We start from the raw sequence: 20,129 nt of genomic DNA on the forward strand, positions 1-20,129 counted from the left end.
AACACGTTTTACACGGAGACCTGGCATACGCACAGGAGGTCTAACGGGACAGGTAAATATCGTTCAGAACGTGGCGTAGAACTCTACAGACACCTTTCAATGATTAACGGACAAATTTCCATACCGACGTTGGGATTTTGTCATACAGCTTATTCATGGTCAGCTCAGCAAGACGATGGTCAGCGGCTGAATAAAATACCGCCAGTTCATTATCAGAAAGCTCGTATTTATTCTTTTCAATGACGCGTTCGAGGGTGTCAATTGACTGACAACGTCGCAGGCGCATCAAATAATCGATCTTAGTGAGTGGTTTATCAGACATAAATTCACCTTAGTATTAGTAATTGTAATAATTTTAACAGGAAAGACTAACCGGGTTAGCTCTGCTCACGTTGACGAAACAGCGGAATAGCCGGTTTCCCGATTTACGCCATTTTTGCAAATCCTGGGCGTTAATGCCGTAACTGCTGAACAACATAAAGGTGTCATCCAGGTATTCATCAATTTGCTCAATGAGCTTATTATCTTCATTGTACTTAATTTTATAATTAAGTGCGAAGGTTGCGATATGCTCTATCAGCTCATTCAACTGTAAATTGATGGCAGACGTTGGGTCGTTTACCCAGCCATGGTTGCTTTCATCAAGGTTGGCAAGGCAGTCATGGTACAAGGATTCGCAGAGAAATTTCAACTGCGCGATATCATGCCTTTTTGGCGAGTACTCGTCCATAGCGCATCCCCTTCTGAGTGATTTCTTACTCACCGAACATCATTGTCGGGATGGATACAACATACTTAGCCACACGGGTGCGGTGTTCCTGATAACTCTAACTATAAGCCACTCTCATCAGGATTTCATCGCGCTATTACGAAAAATTACAAATAAAACTGCAGACTGCGAGCGTTAACGCAATTGTTCCTCCAGAAGAGAACTTTTTGAACCCAATTAACACTGGCTTTTTATCGCTTCCTTACCTTTCATTGGCTTAGCGTAAACAACGAGAAAAGTTCAGTTCCGGAGTTCTCTTTGTCAGAACTTCTTATTAGGAATATTCCTAACAACTTAAGCGGGGAAATGAAATTAAAAAAATCCTGAATTCACCGATTAAGTTATCCGTTAATTATGATATGTCTAATTAAGATGGCAGAAAATAAATGGAACGACAATAAGCGTAATTTATGATTTTTTCTGAAAATGAAAAAGGCCGCGAATGCGGCCTTTTTATCATGTGGAACCGGTATCAGTGAGGTTCTACCGAATGACTGTGCTCAATATCTTCATTCTTACGGCTGAAGCGGCGGCGAACCACCACGAAGAACACCGGTACGAAGAAGATAGCCAGTACGGTCGCGGTGATCATACCGCCCATAACCCCTGTACCAACCGCGTTCTGCGCGCCGGAGCCCGCACCGGAGCTGATAACCAGCGGCAGTACGCCGAGGATAAACGCCAGGGACGTCATCAGGATAGGGCGCAGACGCATACGAACCGCCTCCAGCGTCGCCTCAATCAGACCTTTGCCTTCTTTCTCCATCAGATCTTTGGCGAATTCGACGATAAGTATCGCGTTCTTCGCCGACAAGCCAATGGTTGTCAGCAGGCCTACCTGGAAGTACACGTCGTTGGTCAGTCCACGGAACGTCGCCGCAAGCAGCGCACCGATAACCCCGAGTGGCACCACCAGCATAACCGAGAACGGAATCGACCAGCTCTCATACAGTGCCGCCAGACACAGGAAGACCACAATCAGTGAAATGGCGTACAGAGCAGGGGCCTGGTTACCGGACAGACGTTCCTGATAGGACATACCGGTCCAGTCATAGCCGATACCCGAAGGCAGTTTGCTTGCCAGTTCTTCCATCAGGTTCATGGCTTCACCGGTGCTTCGGCCCGGCGCGGCCTGACCCAGGATCTCCATAGATGGCAGACCGTTATAGCGTTCCAGACGCGGTGAACCATACTCCCAGCGCGACGTAGAGAACGCCGAGAACGGCACCATCTGACCGTTGCTGCCACGCACGAACCAGTTATTGATATCGTTCGGCAACATACGGTATTGCGCTTCTGACATCACGTACACTTTCTTCACACGACCGCGGTCGATGAAGTCGTTAACGTAGCTACCGCCCCAGGCTGCACCCAGCGTGGTATTGATGTCACTGATGGACACGCCCAGCGCCTGAGCTTTCTCCTGGTCGATATCGATTTTGAACTGCGGCGTATCTTCCAGGCCGTTTGGACGCACGCCGACCAGCAGGTCAGGATGTTTCGCGACTTCACCAAACAACTGGTTACGCGCCTGCGTCAGTTTTTCGTGACCCAGACCGCCCTGGTCGATCAGCTGGAAGTCGAAACCGGTCGCGGTACCCAGTTCAACAATCGCTGGCAGGTTGAAGGCGAAGACCATCGCATCTTTAATCTGCGAGAAGGTGCCCATTGCACGGCCGGTAATGGCCTCAACTTTATTCTCTTTACCCGGGCGTTCCGCCCAGTCTTTCAGAGAGACGAAGGCGATACCGGTGTTCTGACCACGACCCGCAAAACCAAAGCCGTTAACCGCAAACACGGACTCAACGTTGGCTTTCTCTTTGGTGAGGTAGTAGTCCGTCACTTCATCCAGCACTTTTTGGGTACGCTCTTGCGACGCACCCGCCGGAAGCTGTGCCATCGTCAGGAACACGCCCTGGTCTTCATCCGGCAGGAACGAGCTTGGCAGACGAACGAACAGGAAAGCCATGCCTACCACGATGATGATATAGAGCAGCAGATAACGACCGGTGCTGCGCAGGATGTTACCCACGCTGTCGGTGTAGTGGTGCGTGCTCTTATCAAACATGCGGTTAAACCAGCCGAAGAATCCTTTGTGCTCGCCATGGCCGCCTTTCTGAATCGGCTTCAACATCGTGGCACACAGCGCAGGCGTCAGGATCAACGCCACCAGCACCGACAGCGCCATCGCCGAGACGATGGTAATCGAGAACTGACGGTAAATCGCACCGGTAGAGCCCCCGAAGAAGGCCATCGGGATAAATACCGCAGACAGAACCATCGCAATACCGACCAGCGCGCCCTGGATCTGACCCATTGATTTACGGGTCGCTTCTTTCGGCGGCAGACCCTCTTCCGCCATGACACGCTCGACGTTTTCTACCACCACGATGGCGTCATCCACCAGCAAGCCGATGGCGAGCACCATCCCGAACATCGTCAGGGTGTTTATCGAGAAGCCAAAGGCCGCGAGGATGGCAAATGTCCCCAGCAGAACGACCGGAACGGCGATAGTGGGGATAAGCGTTGCACGGAAGTTTTGCAGGAACAGATACATTACCAGGAAGACCAGAATGATTGCTTCTGCCAGCGTTTTCACCACTTCGTGGATCGAGATTTTAACGAACGGTGTGGTGTCGTACGGATAAACGATCTTCAGACCTGACGGGAAGAACGGTTCCATTTTCTTCAGTTCTGCACGGATCGCCGTGGCGGTGTCCAGGGCGTTAGCGCCTGTCGCCAGTTTGATACCCAGACCCGAAGCTGGTTTACCATTGAACTTCGCGATGATGTCGTAGTTCTCACCGCCCAGCTCAACTTTCGCCACGTCGCGCAGGCGAACCTGCGAGCCGTCCTGATTCACTTTCAGCAGAATTTTGCTGAACTCATCAGCGGAGGTCAGACGGGTTTGCGCGATGATCGAGGCGTTAAGCTGCTGGCCTTTCACCGGCGGCGTGCCGCCTAACTGGCCGGCTGCCACCTGGGCGTTCTGCGCTTTAATGGCGTTAATCACGTCAACCGGGGTCAACTGGAAGTTGTTCAGTTTGTTCGGATCCATCCAGATACGCATCGCGTACTGGGAACCGAACAGCTGCACGTCACCCACACCGGAGGTACGGCTGATGGCGTCCTTCATGTTGGCGCCTACGTAGTCGGAAATATCCTCCTGCGTCATGGTGCCGTTGGTGTTGATAACGCCGACAACCATCAGGAAGCTACTGGACGATTTCTCAACGCTCACGCCCTGCTGTTGCACTTCCTGCGGCAGCAATGGCATCGCCAGCTGCAGCTTGTTCTGCACCTGAACCTGCGCAATGTCAGCATCCGTACCTGATTCGAAGGTCAGGGTGATCTGCACGGTACCGGTGGAGTCACTGTTTGAGGACATGTACATCAGGTTATCGATACCGTTCATGTTCTGTTCGATAACCTGCGTGACGGTGTCCTGCACCGTTTTCGCATCAGCCCCTGGATAGGTTGCGGAAATTGTCACCGCCGGTGGCGCAATCGTTGGATATTGCGCGACAGGCAGCTTCAGGATCGCAAGTCCCCCAGCCAGCATGATGATAATGGCGATCACCCACGCAAATATGGGGCGATCGATAAAGAAATTAGGCATGTCTTAACGGCTCCTGTTTAAGTTAAGACTTGGTTTGTTCTGACTGGCCAGCGGCCGAAGCTTGTTGTTTATCGTCAGATTTCACTTCCTGTGCTTTAACCTGCGCGCCAGGACGAACTTTTTGCAAACCAGTAACAATCACGCGATCGCCATCTTTCAGACCTTCCGTCACCAGCCATTTATCGCCAATCGCCTGGGTTGCGGTGATATTGCGCATTTCGACTTTGTCATCTGCCCCAACAACCAGTGCGCTCGCATCGCCGCGTGGCGTACGGGTCACACCCTGCTGTGGAACCAGAAGGGCGGTTGGATTCGTTCCTTCTTCCAGACGTGCGCGAACAAACATTCCTGGCAGCAGATTTTTGTCAGGGTTCGGGAAAATCGCACGTAAGGTGATGGAACCGGTGGTCTGGTCGACCGTCACATCAGAGAACTCCAGGGTACCTTCCTGCGGGAACTTGATACCGTCGTTAGTAATCAGCTCCACTTTGGCTTTGCCGTTTTCCTGTTTCAGGGTGCCGTTAGCCAGCTCCTGTTTCAGACGCAGGAAGTCGTTGCTGGACTGCGTAACGTCAACGTAGATCGGGTCAAGCTGCTGTACGGTCGCCAGCGCCGTGGTCTGACCGTTCTGCACCAGCGCTCCTTCCGTCACGGAAGACTTACCAATACGACCGCTGATAGGGGAGGTCACTTTGGTATAGGCCAGGTTGATGCGCGCGGTTTCAACGGCCGCTTTCGCTGCCACCACAGCCGCGTTCGCCTGCTGGGCATCCGCCAGGGCAGTATCGTAATCCTGTTGGCTGATGTACTTGGTACCGAGCAGTTTCTGGTAACGGTTCAGCGTCAACTGGGCAATTTTGGCCGCGGCTTGCGCTTTCGCCAGGTCGCCTTTGGCGCTTTCATAATTTGCCTGATAGGTTGCGGGATCAATCTGATACAGAGACTCACCGGCCTGCACATCACCGCCTTCAGTAAAGTTACGTTTCAGGATAATGCCGCTAACCTGAGGACGCACTTCCGCAATGCGGTAAGCATTTGTACGGCCAGGTAATTCGGTGGTGATTTGTAGAGGTTCAGATTTGAGCGTCACGACGCCTACTTCTGGCGCCTGCTGAGCTCCTTGTTGAGCCGGTTTGTCGTCACATCCTGTTAGCGCTAAGCTGCCTGAGAGCATCAGAACGACCGCCAGAGGCGTTAACCCTCTGTTTTTGTTCATATGTAAACCTCGAGTGTCCGATTTCAAATTGATCAATGGTCCTGAGTCCAAAAACCCATTGCTGCGTTTATATTATCGTCATGCTATGGTACATACATTCACAAATGTATGTAAATCTGACTCCTGTAAATTCACTCACCTATGGCACGAAAAACCAAACAACAAGCGCTGGAAACCCGACAACACATTCTGGATGTGGCAATACGTTTGTTTTCCCAGCAGGGGGTGTCATCCACCTCGCTGGCTCAAATTGCTCAGGCTGCCGGTGTGACGCGGGGAGCGATTTACTGGCATTTTAAAGACAAGTCAGATCTGTTCAGTGAAATCTGGGAGCTTTCAGAGTCCAGCATTAGCGATCTCGAGAGTGAGTATCGGGCAAAATTCCCTGACGATCCACTCTCAGTATTAAGAGAAATATTAGTATATATCCTTGAAGCGACGGTAGTTGAAGAACGTCGCAGGCTAATGATGGAAATTATCTTCCATAAATGCGAGTTCGTGGGCGAGATGGCGGTGGTGCAGCAGGCGCAGCGCAGCCTTAGCCTGGAGAGCTATGACCGTATTGAGCACAACCTGCGGCTGTGCATGGAGGCAAAACTGTTACCGGCCAATCTGTTCACCCGCCGGGCGGCTATCCTGATGCGTAGCTACATTTCCGGTCTGATGGAAAACTGGCTCTTTGCGCCGCAATCCTTTGACCTCAAAGCGGAAGCCCGCAGCTACGTCGCGATTTTACTGGAAATGCTACAGCTCTGTCCGACGCTGCGCAGCGATGCGCCTCCGCTAACTGCCTGAGGCCTTTCCAGGATTTATCTCAGAGGATAACGTTCGCGCTATTCTGCTTCAGGCGAGCGTGATATTCTTCACGCCGGACTATTTTCGGTCATCTTCTGACATCATTCACAATTATGCTGCCCATCAATCGCTCGCAACATCCTGTTTTTGCATTGCTCTTTGCGATGCTGTTTTTCTTCGCTACGGCGCCGCTGACATGGGCCCGCGCCGATAACAGCAATGATATCCCCTCGCGTGCCGATGTTCAGTCGCAACTCGACACCCTGAACAAACAGAAAGACCTCTCGCCTCAGGATAAGCTTACCCAGCAGGATTTGACGGAAACGCTGGAAACGCTGGATAAAATTGAGCGTGTTAAAGCCGAAACCGCCCAGCTTCGTCAGAAGGTGGCGCAGGCCCCTGAAAATATGCGTAAAGCGACGGAATCGCTGAATGCCCTGAGTGACGTCGATAACGACGACGAAACGCGCAAAACGCTCTCGACGCTCTCCCTGCGTCAGCTGGAATCGCGCGTTGCGCAGTTACTCGACGACCTGCAAACCGCGCAATCCGATCTCGCAACCTATAACAGCCAGCTGGTCTCCCTGCAGACCCAGCCCGAGCGTGTGCAAAACGCGATGTACGCCGCGTCTCAGCAGCTGCAGCAAATCCGCAACCGTCTGAATGGCACGACGGTGGGGGAAGGCACACTGCGCCCGACCCAGCAAACCCTGCTGCTGGTGCAGCAGACGTTGCTCAATGCGCAGATCGAACAGCAGCGTAAAAGCCTGGAAGGGAACACGGTGCTGCAGGATACGCTGCAGAAGCAGCGTGATTACGTCACCGCAAATATTAATCGCCTGGAACACCAGCTTCAGCTGTTGCAGGAGGCGGTTAACAGCAAGCGTCTGACGCTGACGGAAAAAACCGCCCAGGAGGCCGTCTCACCTGACGAAACCGCCCGCATCCAGGCGAACCCGCTGGTGAAGCAGGAGCTTGAGGCTAACCATCAGCTTAGTCAGCGCCTGATACTGGCGACAGAAAACGGCAACTCGCTGGTTCAGCAAAATATCAAAGTTAAAAACTGGCTGGATCGTGCGCTGCAGGCGGAACGCAATATCAAAGAGCAGATCGCGGTCCTCAAAGGCAGCCTCCTGCTGTCGCGTATTCTCTACCAGCAGCAGCAGACGCTCCCGTCCGCCGATGAGCTGGAGGACATGACCAACCGCATTGCGGATTTACGTCTGGAACAATTCGACGTTAACCAGCAGCGCGATGCCCTGTTCCAGAGCGATGCCTTTGTCGCCAAAATTGAAGAGGGCCATTCCAGTGACGTGAATCCTGAAGTGCACGATGCGCTGCTCCAGGTTGTTGATATGCGTCGCGAGCTGCTGGACCAGCTCAACAAACAGCTGGGCAACCAGCTAATGATGGCCATTAACCTGCAAATCAACCAGCAGCAGCTGGTGAGCGTCTCGAAAAGCCTGCAGGAGATCCTGACCCAGCAGATTTTCTGGGTAAACAGCAACAAACCGATGGACTGGGACTGGGTGAAATCCTTCCCGGAGACGCTGAAAACGCAGATCAAGAGCATGAAAATCACCGTGAACTGGGAGAAAGCCTGGCCTGCGGTGATGATTGCCTTCCTGGCGGGGTTACCGTTGCTACTGATCGCGGGTCTGATTCGCTGGCGTCTGGGCTGGCTGAAAAAATACCAGGCCAAACTGGCGTCTGAAGTGGGGCAACTGCGAAACGATAGCCAGCTGCATACGCCAAAAGCGATTCTGATCGACCTCATTCGTGCCCTGCCGGTATGCCTGATTATTCTGGCGGTGGGCCTGATCCTGCTCACCATGCAGCTTAACGTCAGCGATCTGCTGTGGGCGTTCAGTAAAAAACTGGCGCTGTTCTGGCTGGTGTTCGGCGTGTGCTGGAAGGTGCTGGAAAAAGACGGCGTGGCCGTGCGTCATTTCAACATGCCTGCCCAGCTGACCAGCCACTGGCGTCGTCAAATTGTGCGCATCAGCCTGGCGCTCCTGCCGCTGCACTTCTGGTCGGTTGTCTCTGAACTTTCCCCGCTGCATCTGATGGATGATGTGCTGGGCCAGCTGGTCATACTGCTGAACCTGCTGCTGATTGCTATCCTGATGTGGCCGATGTGCCGCGACAGCTGGCGTGATAAAGAGTCCCACAATATTCGTCTGGCCACCGTGACGGTGCTGGCGATCATTCCGCTGGCGCTGATGGTGCTTACGGCGACGGGCTACTTCTATACCACGCTGCGCCTGTCCGGACGCTGGATTGAAACGGTCTATCTGGTGATCGTCTGGAACCTGCTCTACCAGACCGTGCTGCGCGGCCTGAGCGTAGCGGCCCGTCGCATTGCCTATCGCCGCGCCATCGCGCGTCGTCAGCATCAGGTGAAAGAGGGGGCCGAAGGGGCTGAGCCACAGGAAGAGCCGACCATCGCGCTGGAGCAGGTTAACCAGCAGACGCTGCGTATCACCATGCTGGTGATGATCGCGCTGTTCGCCGTGATGTTCTGGGCAATCTGGTCCGATCTTATTACCGTTTTCGCCTATCTCGACAGTATTACCCTCTGGCAATACAACGGAACCGAAGCCGGTGCGGCGGTCATGAAAAGCGTGACCATGGGTAGCCTGCTGTTTGCTCTGGTGTCGTCGGTCGTGGCCTGGGCGCTGATTCGCAACCTGCCGGGCCTGCTGGAAGTGCTGGTTCTGTCGCGTCTGAATCTGCGCCAGGGGGCCTCGTACGCCATTACCACGATCCTCAACTACGTCATCATTATTGTGGGGGCGATGACGGTCTTTGGCTCGCTTGGCGTGTCGTGGGACAAACTGCAGTGGCTGGCGGCCGCGCTCTCGGTCGGTCTGGGTTTTGGTCTGCAGGAGATCTTCGGTAACTTTGTCTCTGGCCTGATTATCCTGTTCGAACGTCCGGTGCGTATCGGCGATACCGTCACCATCGGCACTTTCTCCGGTACGGTCAGCAAGATCCGTATTCGTGCTACCACCATCACCGACTTCGATCGTAAAGAGGTGATCATCCCGAACAAAGCGTTTGTGACCGAGCGTCTGATCAACTGGTCGCTCTCCGACACGGTGACGCGCGTGGTGATCCGCCTGGGCGTGGCGTATGGATCGGATCTGGAGAAGGTGAAAGAGGTGCTGCTCAAGGCGGCTTCGGAACATCCGAAAGTGATGCACGATCCGGCCCCGGCGGTGTTCTTCACCACCTTTGGGCCGAGCACGCTGGATCACGAGCTGCGTTTATACGTGCGTGAACTGCGTGACCGCAGCTACACGGTGGATGAGCTGAACCGTTCTATCGATCGCCTGTGTCGTGAAAACGATATAAATATCGCCTTCAACCAGCTTGAGGTTCACCTGCGTAATGAAAAAGGTGATGAGCATACGGAAGTGAAGCGCGAGATTAAGGGAGACGACCCTCATCCTAACCCTCTCCCTTGAAGGGAGAGGGAATAATCTGGTGCGGGCTGCTTTTACCCTCTCTCCTCTGGGGAGAGGGTAGGGTGAGGGGAACGTTTTCCCTCAAAATCCCGACGCACAATCTCCAGCGCCTTCAGTACCGTTTCTGCAGGGATCTCATGATTCTCCAGCAGCATAATCAAATCGACGGCCAGTTTGACCTCATCGGGTGCATTTTCCAGTGACATAAGTATGGCTCCTGTTAACGGGTCAAACGTTCAATGACGTGCTCAATCTCCTCCAGCGCCTGACGGCAGCGGACGATGCGACCTTCCAGCGCGCCAATCTCGCGCATCAATAGCTGCTGCTCTTCCAGCGTTTCGCTGTTGTTCAGCCGCACTTCGCGTTCGCGCTTCATCTCAAACAGCCGGCGTTCAAACTCCTGATTTTCCAGCCGCTTTCGCTGCCATTTGCCGAGCCCCGGCGAGGCGCTGTCCCAGGCGCGCAGCGGCCAGGCGGCAATTTCGCGGTGCAGGGCGGTAATCTGCTCAGTGAGATGCTCAGCGAGCCACGCCACCTGTTCAGGCTGTTCACGCTCAACGGCATGGCGCAACTCGTCGAGATTCGTCTGCGCTTCCGCAATATACTCCTCGATTACCGTGCTGCGGGTACGAAAAAGCTGCCGGTCAAAGCGCGGCTTCAGCGTGGCGTGCCCCAGCAGAGGGGTGGCCTCGGCTCGCAGGGTGGTCAGCTGTTTTTGCAGCATCTCCAGAAGCAAGTCTGTTTTCAAGGCGCTCTCCAGTGGTAAAGTAGCCATTCAGTTTGATAACGATTCGCATTATGCAGCGTACTATTTTAATCATCATTGGCTGGCTCGCGGTAGTGCTTGGCACGCTGGGTGTGGTTTTACCCCTGCTGCCAACCACGCCGTTTATTCTGCTGGCGGCCTGGTGCTTCGCCCGCTCGTCACCGCGTTTTCACCACTGGCTGCTGTATCGCTCGTGGTTTGGCGGCTATCTGCGGCACTGGCAAAAACACCGGGCCATGCCGCCCGGTGCGAAGCCGCGCGCGATTGCGGTGATCCTCATCACCTTCGCGATATCATTATGGCTGGTGAAAATGCTGTGGGTGCGGATCCTGTTGCTGGTCATTCTCACCTGTCTGCTCATCTTCATGTGGCGGATCCCCGTGGTTGATGAAAAGCAACAAAAGCACTGAAGCCTCATCATGGCTGTTGCAATTATCACGCGCAGCCAGTAAATTCGACCGTTTTCGAGCACAGGTGCGCCTGGTCAAAGGTTAAACAATTGTTGCCTTGGCCGACTCGTTGCGCGCCGTGAGTAACACTGTTTCATTTAGGCAAAACCGATGACCGCAACTGCACAGCAGCTTGAATATCTGAAAAACAGCATCAAAAGCATCCAGGACTATCCAAAGCCTGGCATTCTTTTCCGTGATGTCACCAGCTTGCTGGAAGACCCGAAAGCGTACGCGCTCAGCATTGAACTGCTGGTCGAGCGTTATAAAAACGCCGGGATCACCAAAGTAGTAGGTACTGAAGCCCGCGGCTTCCTGTTTGGCGCACCGGTTGCGCTGGCGATGGGCGTTGGGTTTGTGCCAGTGCGTAAACCGCGCAAGCTGCCGCGTGAAACCATCGCCGAGAGCTATGAGCTGGAGTACGGCACCGATCAGCTGGAGATCCACGTTGATGCGATCAAGCCTGGCGACAAAGTGCTGGTGGTTGACGACCTGCTGGCAACCGGCGGCACTATCGAAGCAACGGTGAAGCTGATTCGTCGTCTGGGTGGCGAAGTGACCGACGCGGCCTTCATCATCAACCTGTTCGATCTCGGCGGTGAGCAGCGCCTGGAAAAACAGGGCATTACCAGCTACAGCCTGGTGCCTTTCCCGGGTCATTAATCCCGGTTTTCACAACCTCGCTCAATGGGTGAGGTTGTGATAGCATTCCCCTCCATAAATTCACCTTCCAGCGTTGCAGAGCCTGCCCATGAGTTATCAGGTGTTAGCCCGTAAATGGCGACCACAAACCTTTGCTGACGTTGTCGGTCAGGAGCATGTGCTGACGGCCCTGGCGAACGGCTTGTCGCTAGGTCGCATCCATCACGCTTATCTTTTCTCCGGCACCCGCGGCGTCGGTAAGACCTCTATTGCCCGTTTGCTGGCAAAAGGTCTCAACTGCGAAACCGGGATCACTGCCACCCCCTGCGGCGTGTGTGATAACTGCCGGGAGATCGAGCAGGGGCGTTTTGTCGATCTGATCGAGATCGACGCCGCCTCACGCACCAAAGTTGAGGATACCCGCGACCTGCTGGACAACGTCCAGTACGCCCCGGCGCGCGGCCGCTTCAAGGTCTACCTGATCGATGAAGTGCACATGCTGTCCCGCCACAGCTTCAACGCCCTGCTGAAAACGCTGGAAGAGCCGCCTGCGCACGTGAAATTCCTGCTGGCGACCACCGATCCGCAAAAGCTGCCGGTCACCATCTTGTCCCGCTGCCTGCAGTTCCATTTGAAGGCGCTGGACGTTGAGCAGATCCGCACGCAGCTTGAGCACATTCTTGACGAAGAGAAGATTGTCCACGAACCGCGCGCCCTGCAGCTGCTGGCCCGCGCGGCAGACGGCAGCCTGCGTGATGCGTTAAGCCTCACCGACCAGGCGATTGCCAGCGGTGACGGCAAGCTCTCGACTGACGCGGTCAGCACCATGCTCGGTACGCTGGATGACGATCAGGCGCTTTCGCTTATTGAGGCGATGATTGCCGCCAACGGTGAACGCGTAATGTCGCTGGTGAATGCCGCAGCCGCACGGGGTATTGAATGGGAAGGGCTGCTGGTTGAGATGCTTAGCCTGCTGCACCGCGTGGCAATGCTGCAGCTTTCTCCGTCGGCCATTGGCGCCGATATGGCCGCCATTGAACAGCGGATGCGTGAACTAGCCCGCACCGTGCCGCCTGCCGACGTGCAGCTCTACTACCAGACGCTGCTGATTGGCCGTAAAGAGTTACCGTTCGCGCCGGACCCGAGAATGGGCGTTGAAATGACGTTGCTGCGCGCGCTGGCGTTCCACCCGCGCATGCCGCTGCCGGAGCCTGAGGCGCCACGGCAGTCTTTCGCCCCGGTCGCCCCAACGGCGGTGATGTCGCCGCAGCAGGTACCGCCGCAGCCGACACCGCCGGCGCAGAACGTGCCGCTGTCGGACGCCACCAGTTCGGTGCTTGCCGCACGCAGCCAACTGCAGCGTGCCCAGGGAGTAACCAAACCAAAAAAGAGTGAACCGGCAGCGCCAGGAAGAGCGCGGCCGGTGAACAACGCCGCGCTTGAACGACTGGCCTCGGTAACGGAGCGCGTACAGTCGCGTCCGGCACCGTCCGCGCTCGAGCAGAAAGCCCCGGTGAAAGAAGAGGCTTACCGCTGGAAGGCGACCACCGTTGTCGAAACGGTCAAGGAAGTGGTTGCCACGCCGAAAGCGCTGAAAAAGGCGCTGGAGCATGAAAAAACGCCGGAGCTGGCCGCGAAGCTTGCCGAAGAGGCTATTGCGCGCGACGCCTGGGCCGCTGAGGTCAGCCAGCTCCAGTTGCCGAAGCTGGTCGAGCAGGTCGCGCTGAATGCCTGGAAAGAGCAGGACGGCAATCAGGTGCGTTTGCACCTGCGTCCGGGTCAACGCCACCTGAATTCACCCGGTGCGCAAAAGGCGCTGGCCGAGGCGCTGGCCGCTTTACAGGGTTCACCGGTTGAATTGACTATCATTGAAGATGATAATCCGGCGGTGAAAACGCCGCTGGAGTGGCGCCAGGCCATTTATGAAGAGAAGCTCGCGCAGGCGCGCGAGGCGATTATTGCGGATAACAACATTCAGACCCTGCGCCGGTTCTTCGACGCCGATCTGGATGAAGAGAGTATTCGCCCCATTTGATCGTGAGTCTGACTTACGGTTGTAATCCTTAAACGTGAAAGAAGAGAGAAGCCTATGTTTGGTGGAAAAGGCGGTCTGGGTGGCCTGATGAAGCAGGCTCAGCAGATGCAGGAAAAAATGCAGAAGATGCAGGAAGAGATCGCTCAGCTGGAAGTCACGGGTGAATCCGGTGCCGGTCTGGTCAAAGTGACCATCAACGGTGCGCACAACTGCCGTCGCGTTGAAATCGACCCGAGCCTGCTCGAAGACGACAAAGAGATGCTGGAAGATCTGGTTGCTGCCGCGTTTAACGATGCTGCGCGCCGTATCGACGAAACTCAGAAAGATAAAATGGCCTCCGTTTCCAGCGGTATGCAACTGCCGCCTGGCTTCAAGATGCCATTCTGATGCAAACCAGTCCGCTGCTCACGCAGTTAATGGAAGCACTGCGCTGCCTGCCGGGCGTTGGCCCGAAGTCAGCGCAGCGCATGGCGTTTACGCTATTGCAGCGCGACCGCAGCGGCGGGATGCGCCTGGCGCAGGCTTTAACCCGCGCCATGTCAGAAATTGGTCACTGTGCGGATTGCCGTACCTTTACCGAGCAGGATGTTTGTAACATCTGCACGAACCCGCGTCGTCAGGAAAACGGTCAGATTTGCGTGGTGGAGAGTCCGGCGGACATCTACGCCATCGAACAAACCGGGCAGTTTTCTGGCCGCTATTTCGTGCTGATGGGGCATCTCTCCCCGCTGGACGGTATTGGCCCGGACGATATCGGTCTTGACCGCCTTGAACAGCGTCTTGAGTCCGAAACGATCAAAGAGGTGATCCTCGCCACCAACCCCACGGTGGAAGGAGAAGCTACTGCCAACTACATCGCCGAGCTGTGCGCGCAGTATGGCGTTGACGCCAGCCGCATCGCTCACGGCGTGCCGGTCGGCGGCGAGCTGGAGATGGTGGACGGCACTACGCTGTCCCACTCTCTGGCAGGACGTCACAAGATTATTTTCTGACCAAACGGAGGTGGCGTTTGCCGCCTTCGCTTGAAAATTTCCCCCCTTATCCCCATCTCTCCCTCAACGTTTTAAAACCCCATTAAATGGCATTGTTGAGGTCGACATAGATGAAAGGACAAGAAACCCGTGGTTTCCAGTCAGAAGTAAAACAGCTTCTGCACCTGATGATCCATTCCCTGTATTCCAACAAAGAAATTTTTCTGCGTGAGCTGATTTCCAACGCCTCCGATGCGGCGGACAAGCTGCGCTTCCGCGCACTGTCTAACCCGGATCTGTACGAAGGCGACGGTGAGCTGCGCGTGCGCGTCTCTTTCAATAAAGAGAACCGCACTCTGACCATCGCCGATAACGGCATCGGGATGAACCGCGACGAGGTGATCGACCACCTCGGGACCATCGCCAAATCCGGCACCAAAGCGTTCCTCGAGTCCATGGGCTCTGACCAGGCGAAAGACAGCCAACTGATCGGTCAGTTCGGTGTGGGTTTCTACTCGGCGTTCATCGTGGCGGACAAAGTCACCGTGCGCACCCGCGCGGCGGGCGACAGCGCGGAGAATGGCGTGCTGTGGGAATCGAAAGGTGAAGGCGAATACACCGTTGATGACATCACCAAAGCGGATCGCGGGACCGAAATCACCCTGCACCTGCGTGAAGGGGAAGATGATTTCCTGAACGACTGGCGCGTACGCTCCATCATCAGCAAGTACTCCGATCACATCGCGCTGCCGGTTGAGATTGAAAAACAGGAAGAGAAAGACGGTGAAACCATCGTTTCCTGGGAGAAAATCAACAAGGCGCAGGCGCTGTGGACGCGCAACAAGGCTGAAATCAAGGACGACGAGTACAACGAGTTCTACAAGCATATCGCCCACGACTTTACCGACCCGCTGACCTGGAGCCACAACCGCGTGGAAGGTAAGCAGGAGTACACCAGCCTGCTGTACATCCCGGCGCAGGCGCCGTGGGACATGTGGAACCGCGATCACAAGCATGGCCTGAAGCTGTACGTGCAGCGCGTCTTCATCATGGACGACGCCGAGCAGTTCATGCCGAACTACCTGCGCTTTGTGCGCGGCCTGATAGATTCCAACGATCTGCCGCTGAACGTCTCCCGTGAAATTCTGCAGGACAGCACCGTCACCCGTAACTTGCGCAACGCCCTGACCAAACGTGCGCTGCAGATGCTGGAAAAACTGGCGAAAGACGATGCGGAAAAATATCAGACCTTCTGGAAACAGTTCGGTCTGGTGCTGAAAGAAGGCCCGGCTGAAGACATGGCGAACGTTGAAACCATCGCTAAACTGCTGCGCTTTGCCTCTACGCATACCGACTCCTCCGCGCAGACCGTGTCGCTGGAAGAGTACATCTCCCGCATGAAAGAAGGGCAGGAGAAGATCTACTACATCACCGCCGATAGCTACGCCGCAGCGAAGAGCAGCCCGCACCTGGAGCTGTTGCGCAAGAAAGGTATCGAAGTACTGCTGCTGTCCGACCGCATAGACGAATGGATGATGAACTACCTGACCGAGTTCGACGGTAAGGCGTTCCAGTCTGTTGCGAAGGCAGACGAGTCCATCGACAAGCTGGCAGATGAAGTGGATGAAAATGCGAAAGAAGCCGAGAAGGCGCTGGAGCCGTTCATTGAGCGCGTGAAAACGCTGCTGGGCGAGCGCGTAAAAGAGGTGCGTTTCACTCACCGTCTGACCGACACTCCGGCCATTGTCACCACCGATGCCGATGAAATGAGCACCCAGATGGCGAAGCTGTTCGCGGCTGCGGGCCAGGCGGTGCCGGAAGTGAAATATATTTTCGAGCTGAACCCGGATCATCCTCTGGTGAAACGCGCGGCGGATACCCAGGACGAAGCCCGCTTTGCTGAGTGGGTTGAGCTGCTGCTGGACCAGTCTCTGCTGGCCGAACGCGGCACGCTGGAAGATCCTAACCTGTTCATTAAACGTGTGAATGCGCTGCTGCTGGCGTAGCTAAACACCTGCCCCTCACCCAGCCCTCTCCCCAAAGGTGAGAGGGTTAGGGTGAGGGGGCATTCTCGCACTATCCCAAATTATCTCCCCCCATTAACCGTTTCAGCCTTCCCGCCTTCCTTGAGCCGCACTCGTTCTGGTGGTATTGTTTAGCGCTTTTGAAAAATTGAATCGACTTTTGAGGGGATTTTCGCAATGCGTATTATTCTGCTTGGCGCTCCGGGCGCGGGTAAAGGAACTCAGGCTCAGTTCATCATGGAGAAATACGGTATTCCGCAAATCTCCACCGGTGATATGCTGCGCGCCGCTGTAAAATCTGGCTCCGAGCTGGGTAAACAAGCGAAAGACATCATGGACGCAGGCAAGCTGGTGACTGACGAGCTGGTTATTGCTCTGGTCAAAGAGCGCATTGCTCAGGAAGACTGCCGTAACGGTTTCCTGCTGGACGGTTTCCCACGCACCATTCCTCAGGCTGACGCCATGAAAGAAGCGGGCATCAACGTGGACTACGTTCTGGAGTTCGACGTACCGGACGAGCTGATCGTTGATCGTATCGTTGGCCGTCGCGTACACGCTGCGTCTGGCCGCGTTTACCACATCAAATTCAACCCACCTAAGGTTGAAGGCAAAGATGACGTGACCGGCGAAGAGCTGACCACCCGTAAAGACGATCAGGAAGAGACCGTGCGTAAGCGCCTGGTGGAATACCATCAGATGACTGCGCCGCTGATCGGCTACTACACCAAAGAAGCGCAGGCGGGTAACACCAAATACGCGAAAGTTGACGGCACCAAAGCCGTGGCTGACGTGCGTGCTGAGCTGGAAAAAATCCTCGGCTAATCGCATCTCTCTCACCCGGGCCACCGGGTGAGAAAAATTCTCATCTTACCTATTACAGCAATGGGTTTCGTTTAAACGCATTTCCGCTACAATTGACAACCATTCAAATGGTTAAGAGGCGTGAATGAGTCAGGCGAAAACCGGCATCCTGCTTGCCAATCTGGGTACTCCAGAAGCACCTACATCAGACGCGGTAAAACGCTACCTGCGACAATTTTTAAGCGACACGCGCGTCGTGGATTTTCCGCGACTGCTGTGGTGGCCGCTGCTGCGTGGCGTCATTCTGCCGATCCGTTCTCCGCGCGTCGCCAAACTCTATCAGTCCGTGTGGATGGAAGAGGGCTCGCCGCTGATGGTTTACAGCCGTCGCCAGGAAAAAGCGCTGGCTGCCCGCCTGCCGGAGATGCCCGTCGCGCTCGGCATGAGCTACGGCAAACCGTCCCTGGAAAGCGCGGTGGATTCACTGCTGGCGCAGGGCGTGGACCATATCGTGGTGCTGGCGCTCTATCCGCAGTACTCCTGCTCGACGGTAGCCGCCGTCTGGGACGAGCTGGCCCGCATTCTGGCGACCCGACGTCGCATTCCGGGCGTGACCTTTATTCGCGACTATGCGGATAACGAGCTGTACATCAAGGCGCTTGCCAACAGCGCGCGCGCGTCGTTTGAAAAACACGGCGAGCCGGATCTGCTGCTGCTCTCCTATCACGGCATCCCGCAGCGTTTCGCCAACGAAGGGGATGATTACCCGCAGCGCTGTCGCGATACCACCCGCGAACTGGTCTCCGCCCTTGGCCTGCCGCCGGAGAAGGTGATGATGACCTTCCAGTCGCGCTTCGGCCGCGAGCCGTGGCTGACGCCGTACACCGATGAAACCCTCAAAATGCTCGGTGAGAAGGGCGTGAAGCATGTTCAGGTGATGTCGCCGGGCTTCTCGGCTGACTGCCTGGAAACGCTGGAGGAGATCGCGGTGCAAAACCGGGAATTTTTCCTTGAGGCTGGCGGTGAAAAGTACGAGTACATTCCGGCGCTTAACGATTCGCCAGAACATATCGACATGATGGTCTCGCTGGTGACGAACAGCCGCTGATCGCACTCCGGGCCGGGTTTGTGCTACCATTCCCGGCCCATATTCTTCGTACAGTTCAGACCATGAAATTTCCCGGTAAACGCAAATCCAAACACTACTTTCCCGTCGATGCCCGCGATCCGCTCCTGCAGCAAATCCAGCCTGAAAATGAAACCAGCGCGGCCTGGGTCGTCGGTATCGACCAGACGCTGGTGGACATTGAAGCGAAAGTGGATGATGAGTTTGTCGCCCGTTACGGTCTGAGCGCCGGTCACTCGCTGGTGATTGAAGATGACGTGGCCGAAGCGCTGTACCAGGAGCTGGTGCGCGAAAACCTGATTACCCATCAGTTTGCCGGTGGCACCATCGGTAATACCATGCACAACTACTCCGTGCTGGCTGACGACCGCTCTGTCCTGCTCGGCGTCATGTGCAGCAATATCGAAATCGGTGGCTACGCCTACCGTTATCTGTGCAACACCTCCAGCCGTACCGATCTGAACTATCTCCAGGGCGTTGACGGGCCGATTGGCCGCTGCTTTACGCTGATCGGCGAATCCGGTGAACGTACCTTTGCCATCAGCCCGGGCCACATGAATAAGCTGCGCGCGGAAAGCATTCCTGAAGAGGTGATCGCGGGCGCGTCGGCGCTGGTACTGACCTCCTATCTGGTGCGCTGCAAGCCGGGAGAGCCGATGCCGGAAGCCACCATGAAAGCCATTGAGTACGCCAAAAAGTACGATGTGCCGGTGGTGTTAACACTGGGCACCAAATTCGTGATTGCCGATAACCCGGAGTGGTGGCAGGCGTTCCTGAAAGAGCACGTTTCGATTCTGGCGATGAACGAAGAAGAGGCCGAAGCGCTGACCGGTGAAAGCGATCCGCTGCTGGCGTCTGATAAAGCGCTGGACTGGGTTGACCTGGTGCTCTGCACCGCCGGTCCTGTCGGGTTGTATATGGCGGGCTTCACGGAAGAAGAGAGTAAACGCAAAACCCAGCATCCGCTGCTGCCGGGCGCGATTGCCGAGTTTAACCAGTATGAGTTCAGCCGCGGCATGCGTTACAAAGATTGCATTAACCCACTGCGGATCTACTCTCACATCGCGCCCTATATGGGCGGACCGGAGAAGATCATGAACACCAACGGCGCGGGCGACGGCGCGCTGGCGGCACTGCTGCACGACATTACCGCCAATGCTTACCACAAAACCAACGTACCCAATTCCAGCAAGCATAAATTCAACTGGCTGACCTACTCGTCGCTGGCGCAGGTGTGTAAATACGCGAATCGCGTCAGTTATCAGGTGCTGAACCAGCACTCGCCGCGCTTAACGCGCGGCCTGCCGGAACGGGAAGACAGCCTCGAAGAGGCGTACTGGGACAGGTAAAAGAAACCCCTCACCCTAACCCTCTCCCCATAGGGGAGAGGGAACTCGAACACCCTCTCCCCTATGGGGAGAGGGCTGGGGTGAGGGGATCTGGCCG

Annotated in this window: 17 protein-coding genes and 1 other annotated feature; of the genes, 11 read left to right on the forward strand and 6 right to left on the reverse strand. The window is 55.6% G+C overall.

Annotated elements, in window-relative coordinates:
• Positions 1-103: 103 nt before the first annotated feature.
• The 4 genes from GM298_RS11165 to acrA all read right to left on the reverse strand — a co-directional run bounded on the left by GM298_RS11165 (position 104) and on the right by acrA (position 5,604).
• Complete coding sequence (locus GM298_RS11165; RefSeq protein WP_008499287.1) at positions 104-322, reverse strand: HHA domain-containing protein; 219 nt, start codon at positions 320-322, stop codon at positions 104-106.
• 33 nt (positions 323-355) lie between these two features.
• Complete coding sequence (gene tomB / locus GM298_RS11170; RefSeq protein ID WP_008499288.1) at positions 356-730, reverse strand: Hha toxicity modulator TomB; 375 nt, start codon at positions 728-730, stop codon at positions 356-358.
• Positions 731-1,241: 511 nt separating this feature from the next.
• A complete protein-coding gene (gene acrB, locus GM298_RS11175) occupies positions 1,242-4,388 on the reverse strand; it encodes a multidrug efflux RND transporter permease subunit AcrB (protein ID WP_047957901.1) in 3,147 nt (1,048 codons plus the stop codon).
• A 22-nt stretch (positions 4,389-4,410) separates the two neighbouring features.
• Positions 4,411-5,604, reverse strand: a complete 1,194-nt coding sequence (acrA, locus tag GM298_RS11180; RefSeq protein ID WP_262784073.1) for a multidrug efflux RND transporter periplasmic adaptor subunit AcrA — start codon at positions 5,602-5,604, stop codon at positions 4,411-4,413.
• Positions 5,605-5,745: 141 nt separating this feature from the next.
• Here acrA and acrR point away from each other — a divergent pair, with 141 nt between their 5' ends.
• Both acrR and mscK read left to right on the forward strand, forming a co-directional pair.
• Positions 5,746-6,399 (forward strand): multidrug efflux transporter transcriptional repressor AcrR, encoded by a 654-nt coding sequence (gene acrR / locus GM298_RS11185; protein ID WP_025756150.1) that lies wholly within the window; start codon positions 5,746-5,748, stop codon positions 6,397-6,399.
• A gap of 113 nt (positions 6,400-6,512) precedes the next feature.
• A complete protein-coding gene (gene mscK / locus GM298_RS11190; protein ID WP_059385619.1) occupies positions 6,513-9,869 on the forward strand; it encodes a mechanosensitive channel MscK in 3,357 nt (1,118 codons plus the stop codon).
• 32 nt (positions 9,870-9,901) lie between these two features.
• On the opposite strand, the gene rsmS is transcribed toward mscK, so the two are convergent.
• Positions 9,902-10,075 (reverse strand): pleiotropic regulatory protein RsmS, encoded by a 174-nt coding sequence (gene rsmS, locus GM298_RS11195; protein ID WP_032672412.1) that lies wholly within the window; start codon positions 10,073-10,075, stop codon positions 9,902-9,904.
• Positions 10,076-10,089: 14 nt separating this feature from the next.
• A complete protein-coding gene (priC, locus tag GM298_RS11200; protein ID WP_266154117.1) occupies positions 10,090-10,617 on the reverse strand; it encodes a primosomal replication protein N'' in 528 nt (175 codons plus the stop codon).
• A gap of 50 nt (positions 10,618-10,667) precedes the next feature.
• Between priC and GM298_RS11205 the strand changes: the two genes are divergently transcribed.
• From GM298_RS11205 to GM298_RS11245, 9 genes are all read left to right on the forward strand, one after another.
• Complete coding sequence (locus GM298_RS11205; RefSeq protein WP_095449314.1) at positions 10,668-11,045, forward strand: DUF454 family protein; 378 nt, start codon at positions 10,668-10,670, stop codon at positions 11,043-11,045.
• 150 nt (positions 11,046-11,195) lie between these two features.
• Positions 11,196-11,747 (forward strand): adenine phosphoribosyltransferase, encoded by a 552-nt coding sequence (apt, locus tag GM298_RS11210; RefSeq protein WP_000127359.1) that lies wholly within the window; start codon positions 11,196-11,198, stop codon positions 11,745-11,747.
• 88 nt (positions 11,748-11,835) lie between these two features.
• Positions 11,836-13,761, forward strand: a complete 1,926-nt coding sequence (dnaX, locus tag GM298_RS11215; protein ID WP_047957906.1) for a DNA polymerase III subunit gamma/tau — start codon at positions 11,836-11,838, stop codon at positions 13,759-13,761.
• Positions 13,091-13,155: a sequence feature (DnaX frameshifting element), on the forward strand. It overlaps the preceding gene by 65 nt.
• 54 nt (positions 13,762-13,815) lie before the next feature.
• A complete protein-coding gene (locus tag GM298_RS11220) occupies positions 13,816-14,148 on the forward strand; it encodes a YbaB/EbfC family nucleoid-associated protein (RefSeq protein WP_266154118.1) in 333 nt (110 codons plus the stop codon).
• A complete protein-coding gene (gene recR, locus GM298_RS11225) occupies positions 14,148-14,753 on the forward strand; it encodes a recombination mediator RecR (RefSeq protein WP_006809843.1) in 606 nt (201 codons plus the stop codon). Before GM298_RS11220 ends, recR begins: the two co-directional genes overlap by 1 nt.
• Before the next feature lie 110 nt (positions 14,754-14,863).
• Positions 14,864-16,738 (forward strand): molecular chaperone HtpG, encoded by a 1,875-nt coding sequence (gene htpG / locus GM298_RS11230; RefSeq protein ID WP_045286616.1) that lies wholly within the window; start codon positions 14,864-14,866, stop codon positions 16,736-16,738.
• 195 nt (positions 16,739-16,933) lie between these two features.
• Entirely contained in the window at positions 16,934-17,578 is a 645-nt protein-coding gene (gene adk, locus GM298_RS11235) for an adenylate kinase (protein WP_006809841.1), read from the forward strand.
• Between the two features lie 124 nt (positions 17,579-17,702).
• The gene (gene hemH / locus GM298_RS11240; protein ID WP_025756144.1) at positions 17,703-18,665 is read left to right on the forward strand and encodes a ferrochelatase; all 963 of its coding nucleotides are present in this window, start codon (positions 17,703-17,705) and stop codon (positions 18,663-18,665) included.
• Positions 18,666-18,727: 62 nt separating this feature from the next.
• Positions 18,728-20,032 carry an inosine/guanosine kinase gene (locus GM298_RS11245; protein WP_025756143.1) on the forward strand — a complete coding sequence of 435 codons (1,305 nt, stop codon included), beginning with the start codon at positions 18,728-18,730 and terminating at the stop codon, positions 20,030-20,032.
• The last annotated feature ends 97 nt before the right edge of the window (positions 20,033-20,129 follow it).

It is taken from the genome of Enterobacter sp. HSTU-ASh6 (assembly GCF_026319105.1).
In the GTDB taxonomy this organism is placed as follows: Bacteria; Pseudomonadota; Gammaproteobacteria; order Enterobacterales; family Enterobacteriaceae; genus Enterobacter; species Enterobacter sichuanensis.

Excerpts from the sequence above, each read along its gene's own strand:
- GM298_RS11165 (WP_008499287.1), bottom strand. The coding sequence starts at position 322 with ATGTCTGATAAACCACTCACTAAGATCGATTATTTGATGCGCCTGCGA.
- tomB (WP_008499288.1), bottom strand. The coding sequence starts at position 730 with ATGGACGAGTACTCGCCAAAAAGGCATGATATCGCGCAGTTGAAATTT.
- acrB (WP_047957901.1), bottom strand. The coding sequence starts at position 4,388 with ATGCCTAATTTCTTTATCGATCGCCCCATATTTGCGTGGGTGATCGCC.
- acrA (WP_262784073.1), bottom strand. The coding sequence starts at position 5,604 with ATGAACAAAAACAGAGGGTTAACGCCTCTGGCGGTCGTTCTGATGCTC.
- acrR (WP_025756150.1), top strand. The coding sequence starts at position 5,746 with ATGGCACGAAAAACCAAACAACAAGCGCTGGAAACCCGACAACACATT.
- mscK (WP_059385619.1), top strand. The coding sequence starts at position 6,513 with ATGCTGCCCATCAATCGCTCGCAACATCCTGTTTTTGCATTGCTCTTT.
- rsmS (WP_032672412.1), bottom strand. The coding sequence starts at position 10,075 with ATGTCACTGGAAAATGCACCCGATGAGGTCAAACTGGCCGTCGATTTG.
- GM298_RS11205 (WP_095449314.1), top strand. The coding sequence starts at position 10,668 with ATGCAGCGTACTATTTTAATCATCATTGGCTGGCTCGCGGTAGTGCTT.
- apt (WP_000127359.1), top strand. The coding sequence starts at position 11,196 with ATGACCGCAACTGCACAGCAGCTTGAATATCTGAAAAACAGCATCAAA.
- dnaX (WP_047957906.1), top strand. The coding sequence starts at position 11,836 with ATGAGTTATCAGGTGTTAGCCCGTAAATGGCGACCACAAACCTTTGCT.
- GM298_RS11220 (WP_266154118.1), top strand. The coding sequence starts at position 13,816 with ATGTTTGGTGGAAAAGGCGGTCTGGGTGGCCTGATGAAGCAGGCTCAG.
- recR (WP_006809843.1), top strand. The coding sequence starts at position 14,148 with ATGCAAACCAGTCCGCTGCTCACGCAGTTAATGGAAGCACTGCGCTGC.
- htpG (WP_045286616.1), top strand. The coding sequence starts at position 14,864 with ATGAAAGGACAAGAAACCCGTGGTTTCCAGTCAGAAGTAAAACAGCTT.
- adk (WP_006809841.1), top strand. The coding sequence starts at position 16,934 with ATGCGTATTATTCTGCTTGGCGCTCCGGGCGCGGGTAAAGGAACTCAG.
- hemH (WP_025756144.1), top strand. The coding sequence starts at position 17,703 with ATGAGTCAGGCGAAAACCGGCATCCTGCTTGCCAATCTGGGTACTCCA.
- GM298_RS11245 (WP_025756143.1), top strand. The coding sequence starts at position 18,728 with ATGAAATTTCCCGGTAAACGCAAATCCAAACACTACTTTCCCGTCGAT.